At 41.1% G+C, this 11,175-nt stretch carries 9 protein-coding genes; 3 read left to right on the top strand and 6 right to left on the bottom strand.

Going from position 1 to position 11,175, the window contains the following annotated elements:
• Positions 1-639: 639 nt before the first annotated feature.
• Positions 640-900, top strand: a complete 261-nt coding sequence (locus V7R39_RS17570) for a hypothetical protein (protein WP_334032257.1) — start codon at positions 640-642, stop codon at positions 898-900.
• Positions 901-982: 82 nt separating this feature from the next.
• Here V7R39_RS17570 and V7R39_RS17565 read toward each other — a convergent pair whose 3' ends face one another.
• From V7R39_RS17565 to V7R39_RS17555, 3 genes are all read right to left on the bottom strand, one after another.
• Positions 983-1,654, bottom strand: coding sequence for a haloacid dehalogenase type II (locus tag V7R39_RS17565; protein WP_334032256.1), 672 nt, complete (start codon positions 1,652-1,654; stop codon positions 983-985).
• A 37-nt stretch (positions 1,655-1,691) separates the two neighbouring features.
• Positions 1,692-3,491 (bottom strand): GGDEF domain-containing protein, encoded by a 1,800-nt coding sequence (locus V7R39_RS17560; RefSeq protein WP_334032255.1) that lies wholly within the window; start codon positions 3,489-3,491, stop codon positions 1,692-1,694.
• Between the two features lie 119 nt (positions 3,492-3,610).
• The gene (locus V7R39_RS17555) at positions 3,611-4,495 is read right to left on the bottom strand and encodes a DMT family transporter (RefSeq protein ID WP_334032254.1); all 885 of its coding nucleotides are present in this window, start codon (positions 4,493-4,495) and stop codon (positions 3,611-3,613) included.
• 188 nt (positions 4,496-4,683) lie between these two features.
• Here V7R39_RS17555 and V7R39_RS17550 point away from each other — a divergent pair, with 188 nt between their 5' ends.
• Entirely contained in the window at positions 4,684-5,187 is a 504-nt protein-coding gene (locus V7R39_RS17550) for an HAD family hydrolase (RefSeq protein ID WP_334032253.1), read from the top strand.
• Here the strand turns inward: V7R39_RS17550 and V7R39_RS17545 are convergent.
• Positions 5,184-5,342, bottom strand: coding sequence for a hypothetical protein (locus V7R39_RS17545; protein WP_163106481.1), 159 nt, complete (start codon positions 5,340-5,342; stop codon positions 5,184-5,186). The genes V7R39_RS17550 and V7R39_RS17545 overlap by 4 nt on opposite strands.
• Positions 5,343-5,416: 74 nt before the next feature.
• Here V7R39_RS17545 and V7R39_RS17540 point away from each other — a divergent pair, with 74 nt between their 5' ends.
• Positions 5,417-9,298, top strand: coding sequence for a hybrid sensor histidine kinase/response regulator transcription factor (locus V7R39_RS17540; protein WP_334032252.1), 3,882 nt, complete (start codon positions 5,417-5,419; stop codon positions 9,296-9,298).
• 18 nt (positions 9,299-9,316) lie between these two features.
• Here V7R39_RS17540 and V7R39_RS17535 read toward each other — a convergent pair whose 3' ends face one another.
• A complete protein-coding gene (locus tag V7R39_RS17535) occupies positions 9,317-9,640 on the bottom strand; it encodes a DUF3392 family protein (RefSeq protein WP_334032251.1) in 324 nt (107 codons plus the stop codon).
• A 181-nt stretch (positions 9,641-9,821) separates the two neighbouring features.
• Positions 9,822-10,970, bottom strand: coding sequence for an iron-containing alcohol dehydrogenase (locus V7R39_RS17530; RefSeq protein WP_334032250.1), 1,149 nt, complete (start codon positions 10,968-10,970; stop codon positions 9,822-9,824).
• Positions 10,971-11,175: the final 205 nt, after the last annotated feature.

Below are 11,175 nucleotides of genomic sequence, written 5' to 3'. Positions count from 1 at the left end.
ATCCCGGGTCGAGGCACCATCATTGAAGCCCTGAACAGAAATGTTCGGGGCTTTTTTGATTCTGGTGTTTGTAAAAGCTCAGGAACTCGCTGGCGTATCCCTGCGGATGCTCCGCGCGTAAATTAAATTTTATTGGATATGGGCAAAGAAATTTTACAAGCGGTCGATAAGATGGATGCAGGGAGCAGGTGGTAGGCACATAGGGACGTGTAGGAGATACCGCGCTTGTTATATACCTAAGTTAACTAGCTGTATAACCACAGTAAAAAACACTTTTAGACTAAAGAGGTCGTTGAGACTTAGCTGATAAGATGTTTAACTACGCGCGATAATTAATGTTGTTGCCATAGCTTGCTGTTTTGTGGCCACTGCTAGGGATGGGTTAATTGTCAAAACTTGCAAAAACCTTAAATCTATACCATAACTGATGGCGTGTTGATAAGAGCAGGTGGTCTTATTCAAATGAAATGGTCGGTATAAGGGTGTGTTAAAAATAAGCAGATTTATTACTGCGTATATTTTTCAACACCTAACAAGAATAAATGACCTGCTATAGTTTTTACCAGATTTAGGGCAAATCAAACCCAGTGTAACTGGTACATAACTTATAAAAACTTATACGAGTAATCGGGGACTCTTATGAAACAGCAAACACTTATCGCACTATCGGCCATCGTATTTTCTTCCTCTGCATTGGCAAATGGTGGGTTCGAGCCCACTAAAAAAGAATGTGTAAATGTTGGCAAAGAAATTATTCGAGTGAGTAGCGAGATGAGCACCGCGTCATCGGGTATTCAAAAATCTTGGCTTAAGCGACAATTGAATGCCTTAAACACCAAGCGTAGTTCTTGCAGCACTGAAGGTTTTCAAGCGAAACGTCCGGAATTAGCAAAACTCTAATACGCTTGTTTTATACTAATTTGAAAAAAGACCTTGCCCCAAGCAAGGTCTTTTTGTTTGCGCTACTCAATTCATTAGATAATCAAGCGTTAAAAACAGACGGTATTAACTGGTCTAGCGATTCAATAGAGTAGTCAGGAGCTAGCCCTAGTGGGTACATCATTTTACCAGGGCGTTCGACAAACGCAGTATTAAGACCTGCCGCTTTAGCACCACTTACATCCCAGCCATGTGCCGCAACCATTAATGTATCGTTAGGTGCAACCTCAGCCTGTTGGCATGCCCAGTGGTAAACGCTTGGATAGGGTTTGTATGTGCGGATAGATTCTACGCTCAGCACAACATCAAAATACGATTTAATATTGGCATAAGACAGCTGTGCGTCTAACCCTGCACTAGAAGAGTTTGATAATGCTATTAAAGTAACGCCTTTTTGCTTTAAGGCTTTTAGCGCAGCCGCAACATCGTCGTGTGGTGGTAGAGAAGTAATGTGCTGTTTAATCGTTTGCTTGGCGTGTTCTTGGGTTAACTGAATACCTTTGCTGTAAGCAACCATCACTAGAGCTGCTGCACCAATGTCTATAAAGTCATGAAACTGCGAAGAAGCAACATCTACCAAACTGTGGTGAAGTAAATTGGCGAACCACAGGTCAACGAGGGTTTCATCGCCATTTAATACTTCAGCAAGTCCAGTTTTCATTGCATTAATATCAAGAAGTGTTTCATTAACATCAAAAATTAGCGCTTTGATCATTGTTATCGTTCCCTTATACAAATGTCATTGCACAAGACTAACGATTACTGATATTAAATGACATAAGCATCTCATCAAGGATGTCATTTAAATTAGACAGTTTCTCCGAGGTAATGAAAATACTCATGTTCGACTGCACCTTAACATCACCGGTAGACAACTCTTCTTCAAAGGTATTATCCAGAGCAGATTGCACCCGTTCTAAAAACGTTCGCGCGCTTATTTCATCAATATTATGTAGGCACAATATGAATTGCTCTGGGCCAAAACGGCCAAGAATATCGCTGCCTCTCACCACGTGTTGAAGCGTTTTAGCTATTTCTCTTAATACGTAATCACTTTTCGTTGAGCCAATTTTTCGATTTAACTCTCGAAAGTTGCTCAAATCAAAAATCGCAATAGCGATAGCTCGTCCATCTTCTGGCGTATCTAGTTTGTTGATGCGGCTGATAGATGTTTGCGCATTGAGTAATTGTGTAGCAGGGTCGATTGACTTAGCGGCGAGGTGCCGTTTACGAAGATAAAAGCCTAAGCCCGCTATTAATAATAAAACAATGGCTATTGCAGCGAACAAGGTGTTTTTACGTAAACGCTCAGTTCTTTCGATCTCAAACTCTAAATCGTGTATTTTATTGTATAAATTTGCTGCGCCAAGAATTTTAGCTGAGCTCTGGTTTTCCTTTTGCTTCTCGTTAACCAATTTTGTATAAGCTGCAAGGGCAACTTTGGCACCTTCTAAATCGTTCAAAGCAATATACAGCGACAAGTTAAAGCTTAGGTAATCTAGGTTCTCACGAAATTTGGGAGGAATGATGGATTCATTCTCTTTCATGCTATTTAGGTAATTCTCAACACAAGGAATGTCGTTTTTAAATAAGCAAAGCTCGGTTGCATGCCATTCATATAGCGATTGATAGAATGAATTCGACACCTCAGACAGAGCGTTTTTAAATTGAGGAAGGTAGTATGATAATTTGTTGAAGTCTCTTTGCTTTCGGTAATAAAGTTGCAACGAATATTGATACAAAAAGTTAGTGTAAGAGTTGCCAATTTCTTGATTTAGCTGCCCAAGCTCTAATATCCGCTTATAAGCCTCATCTGTTTGACCACTTGCGGCGAGTGAAACAATAGCGCTGATTAAAATCGACACCTTGTTACTGCCTTTATACACCTGTAAACCAAGCTCGTGTGCTTTTATATATTGCTCGGCAGCGAGTGCATGCTGTCCTAAGCTTCCATAAACAAGGCCTATGCTGTTGCGAATGTGAGCGAGTTCACCTGGGCTACCCTTATCTGAATATCTGTCTAACACGTTGAACATCTTACCTAATCGCTCGGCAGTAGAATCTGTTTCTGAGCAATAAGTAATAATAGCTAGCGAGGCGCTGGTAAATATGTCGCTGTGCTTAATTGGAGACGAAAGGCTTTTGGCCCGTTCATAAAACTGGCAGCGAGCAGGGTTTTCTTTCGTATCGTAAATAAACCCTATTTGATAAATGGCTGAAGCAAACGCATAAGACGTTGTATCAATATTGGGTTGTTCAATACTTTCAAGAAGTGTTTTTAGCGCTTCTTCATGTTTACCTCTGCAAATTAAGAAATGAGTTCGTGCAGTGGAAAGTGCGAAGCGCTGATTGCCTGTAAGAGATTCTTTTGCCAAAGTGGCGTCTAACTCAGAAAGCAAGGTAGCGTCCGGGCAGTCGTAAGATACAGTTCGCACTTTAGCTATAAAGGCTTCAATATCGCCGTCAGCCGCCAATGAAAAGCGACTAAAAAATAACGCGGTTACTGTCAAGAATGCTACCGATAAAATAGATGCAAAATATGTCGTGCGCATATTGTTTCTTTTCTAATTTTTTCAGCAATCATAGCTAGTTATCGCCACAACTACCACCCAACGTACCAATAAGTCTACTTTTTACGGGTACAAAAAAGAAGATTTATGGGAAATGACAGTTAATGAATGGTGTTATCGCCAAAGCTTACTAATACAGCAACGCCGACCAAAGCGATAACTGACCACAATAAAGTGGCTCTAGTAGCTTTTTCTCCTAATACAAAGGCAACGCCAAGAGACATTAATGCGCTGGTAGCGATTAGAGTTTGCACCACAGCAGCTTTAGCGTAGGCAAACGCAAACATCTGCAGATAAATTGCTGCTGTTGTGCCCAGTAATGTTGCTAAAACAAAGGCGGGCCATACCCGTTTGCCTTCAGTAATAACGGGTAACCACCGCGTTTTTGTTACTGCAATAAAGGGCACAACAAACACCATACCGCCCACAAGTCGCAAAAACGCTGCACTTGCGGCATCAACGTCACCGCTTCCTAAGATATCGCGACTAACCACTGCGCCAACAGCCTGACATAGCGCGGCTCCAACACCATATAAATAGCCGCTGGTGGCGAATACATGGGTAGCGCTACGCTTACGAGCTTTAATAACCATATCGACAGAAAAAAGTACTACAGCCACGCCTATCCATTGCTGCCATGTAATCCACTCGCCAATAAAGGCCATTGCAAACAAGGCCGTGAATAATGGCGCAAGGGTTTCAGCAACAAGCACAGCTTGGCTGTCGCCAATACTTTGCAGCGCTTTGAAAAAACACGTATCGCCAATGCCAATACCAATAAAGCCACTCACCAACAGCCAAATAACGGCGTAAGTTGAAAATAAAGCAGGCTGCACCGCAATTAATACAACGCTAAGCAACGCAATGGAGATTAAGCCCTTCCAAAAGTTCATGGTAAGTGGCGAAAATGCGTTTCCTATACCGCTGAACAAACGTGCCGCAATAGCCCAGCAAAGCGCAGTTCCTAATGCTGCAAATACACCCATGAATAACCCTTCTGTGTGAGGTATAACGAAAAAGAGCGGCTATGCTAATGCAAAGAGACAGTTTAGGTAAGCCTGTTCTTTGATATCCATGTAAACACAAAGGTTTTTAATCTAAACGTAACGGAATGCGTATGTTGTTAGTGGCATATTCGTATCTGTATTTTTTAATCTATTATTTGAGAGCGCACATGAATTTAGATGGTGTTAAAGGCGTTATATTCGATCTGGACGGTACATTAGTAGAGTCGAGTTTAGATTTTACAATAATGCGGAAAACCATTGGGTGCCCTTTAGATGAAGACATACTCACGTTTGTTGATGCCATAGACTGCGAACGCAAAAAAGCGGATGCGCACAATACTATTTTACAGCATGAACTGGACGACGCTCGAAATGCTAAGTGGCTGAGTATAGGTCAAGAAATGGTAGAAAAGGCGCAAGAGCACAACTTGCCCATGGCCATTGTGACTAGAAACTGCAGAGAGGCCACGGCGATTAAGCTAGCGAACAACAACATACCCATAGACTATGTGCTCACGCGAGAAGATGCGCCGGCAAAGCCAGATCCAACTGCACTACTCATGGTGGCGAAAGAATGGCAGCTGCAACCTGCAGACTGCCTATACGTAGGAGACTTTATTTACGACCAGCAAGCTGCTGAGAATGCTGGTATGCAGTGGTTGATGGTTTAAATTGAAATAGATTTTCCACCCGGCGGTGTCGGGTGCTTCGGAAAGATTGTTTCAATCGGTTTAGGTACTGTCACATTATTCTCATGGCCTCCATATACTTTAGTATATTCTTCAACAGCTAGCTCTTGCATGTTTGTTTTTTGTTCGATATTCATGTTGTTACCTTCTTTCGGAAATTAGTCGTTTTAATGAAGCGAAGAAAGATTAATAACAATTTGGTCATATGGACATGCGAAAAAAGACAATTGCCTTCTCACGTCACTCATTGTGTCTATTTGGCTCAATTCTAGTATTTTCTCTACTACTAAATTCAGCAAAAGTCTTTGCTTTCGGCGAAACCCTAGAGGGAAAAACTAGATTAGCAGGAATACCCACAGGGATTATTCGAGATATAGAGGTTATTGGGGATACTGCGTTTGTCTCTGCTGAAAATGGTGTCTTTAGATTATTAGGCGGTATTGCTGAAAAAGTGAGTTATAAGGGGGACCATACATTATCTGGGACAATATCTGATGCCGCTTTTGATGGAGCTGGCGGGGTGTGGCTGGTTGAGTACGGTGCAGGAGTTTTTTATTTAGATTTAAAGACAAACGAATCTGTAGAAATGTTTCCTGATGCTCGCTGGACGAAATATGCTTGGAAGATCTCAGACACAGGACGATTTCTTGTTGTATCGCTAATTCAAGGAATCATTGTCGTTGATAAACTGACGAAAGAGATCCAGACATGGGCAAATTCAATCGGGGTTGAAAAAGTAAATAATGTTCTTAGTGTTTCGTCTCCTCAGGACGGAGTTGTTTACCTTGTATCAAGCGAAGCTCTTATTAAAGTCGACACGGTAGCCCAAGAAGTTTTCCGTTTTAATAAAACAGATTATTTCAACTCTCTTTCATCAATAGATGCTGTAGCTGTTAAGGATGACAGGGTTTTTATTGGGGGAGCTGAGGGTGTATATGAATGGAGCGAGAGAAATAAAACTAATATATTTTATCCATTTCATTCCGATATTTCATTACGTGACAAAGTATCAGTCATATTTGTAACAAAGACAGGAAGAGTTTTAGTTGGGGCAGGAGGGCTTTTTGAATTAGGTAAAAAGTTTGTAAAATCTCCTAGTTTTCTTGCGCCACTTCTTACCTCTGAAGGCGTATTCAGTATCGTAGCAATAAACGAATTGTCAACTGGTACCCTTTTATTGTCGTCCTCTCAGTTAGGCCTGATTACATTAACTGAAACCCAAGAGGCGGTAAATTTACTCCACTTTGAAAATAATGTGCTCAGACGAAATGTGACGCGGCAAGGTTTCACAGAGAATGGCGACGTATCACTACAAATCGGTGACGACGAATATCAACTTAACATCAAATCTGGAGAGCTCAATTTACTAAACGGAGACTATGATAGTAAAAATAGTTGTATTGACTTCAGAGTAAAGGGCTACGCACAGGGCCTGCAAAAGCCTCAATATTTTTGTGAGTCTTGGGACGGACAGCTAATCACCACAGACAGTCCGTTTTTTTATCTTTATCAAGATGACGGTGAATCTCCATCTTACATGCTGATTGATGAGTCTAATATCGGCAATGTGATAGATACAATTTCCGCACCCCACGGCATGAAGGAGGCTTTCGTGGCCTCATCTGGTGAGATTGTTGGTTACGATAACCACAACACTATCCATATCCAGCTGTCGAAATTTAATTGGAAATCAATCTCTCCAGATGAGGGAGGATGGAATGGAATAACCTGCTTGCTTGAATATATGGATCGCTATGTTGTTTGCACCGCAGGTCAAGGAATTCAGGGACTGAATAAAAAAACAGGCGAACTCTCACCATCTAATATTTTAAAAGGTTTCCAAATCAAATTTGTGCGAGGCGCTGCCCTTACCCAAGCGGGAAATCTCTGGGTTGCAACAAATATGGGGTTATATGTTCGTACTAGCTCTGGACTTGAGTGGTTATTGAATTCTACAGATGGGATTTATGATTCTGATTTTGAATACCAAAGTGTCTTAGTGTTGGGCGATAAGCTTCTAGTTCTGGGTGATAAATATTCATATCTTATTGACGAAAAGAAAATTCTGGAATCACTCGAAGAAGTCAGAAGTAAAAAGAGCAAAGTCATTTTTACAAAGTCAATTTGGAGCTCTACAGATTCGAATGAGTATAGTAATTACGAGTTTGGGCATGATGAGACTCTATTTCTTGATAATGACTTTGTTGAACTATCGGTTGAATTTAGTACCAATAATTATGTTGAGCATCAAACACAGGAGTTGGCGTTTAGAATAATAGGGATTAATGAGCAGTGGAAAATTCATCCAGAGTCCAAAGCCTTCCTATCAATATCCGACATTGAACCTGGTAATTACACTATCGAGGCTAAAGTAAGTGGTGAGGGTAACCCCGTTAGTAGCATCAATTTTGAGGTGAAAAAACCAATATATCTTCTTTATCCCGCAATGATAATTTATGCAATTAGCCTATTTTTATTATTCATGCTTTTTCAACTCGGAATATTGAAAAAGCTGTTTATCTCGTTTAAGAAAACCCCTCTCTACCGCCAACTCACCCGTTATGAAATAACCGATGGCGAATCAAAATTTGAAAAGATGCTGAAAAGTAAAGAGCGACATATCAGCGAAATAACTCATGAGCTAAAAACGCCGATTCAAATCATTCAGGGTACGCTGTCTAACGTGAAAGAAACCACCAAAGAAAGCGATAGCGTTTTAAAAAGCATTCAACTGAACATGAAGCGGGTGGAACAGCTAGTTAATCAAATGCAAAAGGATACCCCTAGAGCATCCGCGGTCTCCGATTATTTTACTACCTATACCACAGAAAATATGGCGCATATCGTCAATGCGCTAGAACCTTTGGCAAAAGCAAAACGACAAAATTTAGATATGCGAGTGAAAGGTGACGGCACAGTTTCCTTGATTACCGATAGCCTCGAAAAAATTGTGGTTAATCTGGTTGAAAATGCAATCAAATACACTCCTGAACTAGGGACGGTAAAGGTAGTGTTCGCAATTGAAGCTAAAACATTCAAGATAACGGTGACAGACAATGGTGCAGGTATAGCGCAAGAGCAGCACGAACATGTATTTGAACGTTTTACCCGATTTAGCAATGATGAAAAAGGCGAGGGTTTAGGTTTATCCATCGTTAAAAATTTAGTGGAGTTAAATCAAGGCGAAATCCAGCTAGACAGTAAACAAGGTGGTGGCACCAAAATTTGTGCAGTATTTCCCATTGATGATACCGAATACATTAACGCTCAATCAGACGTGCAAGACGCAGCGCAATGGCAAGGAGCTAGAAAAACCCTGCTGATCGTGGATGATAGTAGAGAGTTTCGAACTTATTTATTCGACCTGTTGTCACCAAAGTACCGTTGTTTAGTGGCCAAAAATGGTAAGCAAGCTTTTGAAGTATTGCGAACCCATATAGTGTCGCTAGTAATTTGTGATCAGCTAATGGGTAAGTTTGATGGCTTATCACTTACTAAGGAAATAAGAGAACACGATTCTCTAGGGGCAACGCCTATTCTTATGTTTACCGCGAGTTCAGATCCGACCGTCGAACAAATAGCATTAGAAATGAAAGTAGATTATTACTTAATGAAGCCAAGTTCGAATCAGGAAATTGAAATGCGTATCGAGCATCTATTGGCCATTAGGGATACAAATGTGCAGCCTCAGAAAAGCATAGATACAGAACTGTTTAAATATGGCTGCTTGAGTATTCCAGAATTTAAGACTGAAAAGGATATGGCGTTTTATCTTAACTTTATTGCAGTGCTTGAAAATCATTATCAAGACGAGGAATTCAGTCGGGACCAGGCTGCACAAGCGCTACTTATCAGTCCACGAAGTTTAAATCGTCGTATGGCAGAGCTGTTTGATTACAACTTCAGCGAATTCCTCTCTCGCTATCGTATTGAAAAATCGATACCTATTTTGCTAGAAGGAAGTAGCATATTGAACGCCTGCTTAGATGTGGGGTTTGCAACATCGGCGTATTTCTCAACTTCGTTTAAAAGGATAATGGGCATACCGCCTAAAAAATTCGTAGAGCAAAGAGGCAACACGCCTATTCAATGATACGAAGTGAGAGAAAGATTAAATGTATCTCCGCCTCTCCGCTAAAAAGCCAATTAACATAAACGATGCTATATAGGCTGAACCTTGATACTGCCATGGTACGTAAGCAAGCACATGCTTTAAAAAAGGGGCACCATATAAAGTGAGTGCCCCGTAGCCAAATGCACACAGCACAACAAACAGACTTATTCTGATAATAAAGTGGTAGGGGGCCAAAATACGCTTTACGTGACCATTTATAATATCACCGTATACCACCAAAATAGTCGCCATCAGCATAATGCTCATTTCTGTGTAGTATGGGCTAAGTGCCCGTGATAGCGCGCTGAATAATTCGTTCATGTACATCTACTGCTTAATATTTGTCTAATCGTGAAGCTAATAGCATGGAAATACCATAAGCACTCACTATCTAGCTGAAGCTATAATTCTACGTATAGAGTAGTAGTTAGGAAAGCTTTACCTTCCCTAAAGGCAGTATCGTTTTGCATGGGCTTAACTAGTCGCACTTTATTAACCACCTTCAATAGGCTTTGCGATAAATGTTCTCAATATCATCAACACTAAGTTGCTTAGGGTTGTTGCATAACAAGCGGGTTACTTTGCTAGCATCTTCTGCTAATTGAGGAATTACACTTTCTGGAATATCGAATTCTCTTAGGGTACGTGGTATGCCTACATCACTGCATAATTTCTCTACTGCGTTTAATAAAGTAGCAATCGCAAAATCTTTCTTACTATCCGGCGGGCAAAGCTTAAGCAACAGTGATACGGCAAAGAGCTTGTCGGCGCAAAACGGTGCATTCGCTCGCAGCACATGAGGTAACATAACCGCGTTGCTCATGCCGTGTGACAAGTGAAATCGCCCGCCTAACGGATAAGCTAAAGCGTGAACCGCTCCCACGCCTGCATTTCCAAATGCAAGGCCGGCCATTAAACTGCCAGTAGCCATTTGTTCCCTAGCCACGAGATTTTCACCATTTCTGTACGCATGAGGTAAAGAATGAAATATCAGTGTCATCGCCTTTTCGGCAAGTGCATCGGTTATAGGGCTAGCGTTTACTGAAATAAATGCTTCCAAAGCATGAACAAAGGCATCAACTCCACTAGCAGCAGTAATAGCTTTAGGACATGAAAGCGTCAGCTCTGGTGCCACTATTGCTACATCAGGTAACAAGCAGTGGCTTACAATCCCTTTTTTTACCTTTTCGATAGGGTCGGCAAGTATGGCAATATTGGTAACCTCAGAACCAGTACCTGCAGTTGTTGGCAGTACAATGAGTGGTAGTGACCTTTCTTTTATCAGGTTTTCACCAAATAAATCAGTAATACTTCCTTTAGAGTCGTATGTGGCTGCTAGTACCTTTGCCGCATCTATTGCACTTCCGCCTCCTAGCGCAATAACACCATCTATTTTAGTATCACGCAATTGGCGTACTTTGTTTTCTATAATGGTGACTTCGGGCTCGGCGGGGATATCATCAATAACGAGGGTTGGCTCAAACGGTAACTTGGCAAGCAACAAGTCGAATAGCCCAGCTTGAGAGACACCTTTATCTGTCACTACCGCAAATGAGCTTATAGATAGTCGATTGATTTCGTCTGCAAGTGCATTAATGGCACCAGCACCGGTAATGAGTTTGCCAGCAGTTTTGAATTCAGAAATCTTCATGTTGTCTTGGTTACTCTTTATATGGGCAGTATTCACTAATCTATAGTAGATAACGCTATATACAAATTAGTTGCGTTTATACTTTTCGACAACTCTTACATATTGCTAATTAGATATCTGGTGATACATGAGAGGCCATGAAGTAGTGTGGCTTTGTCAAATTTGCACAATAAAAACCCGCTTTGTTCGAAGATTATTCAAAAAA

The organism is Alteromonas sp. P256, assembly GCF_036864455.1.
In the GTDB taxonomy this organism is placed as follows: domain Bacteria; phylum Pseudomonadota; class Gammaproteobacteria; order Enterobacterales; family Alteromonadaceae; genus Alteromonas.
This window is presented reverse-complemented; position numbering and strand designations above follow the sequence as displayed.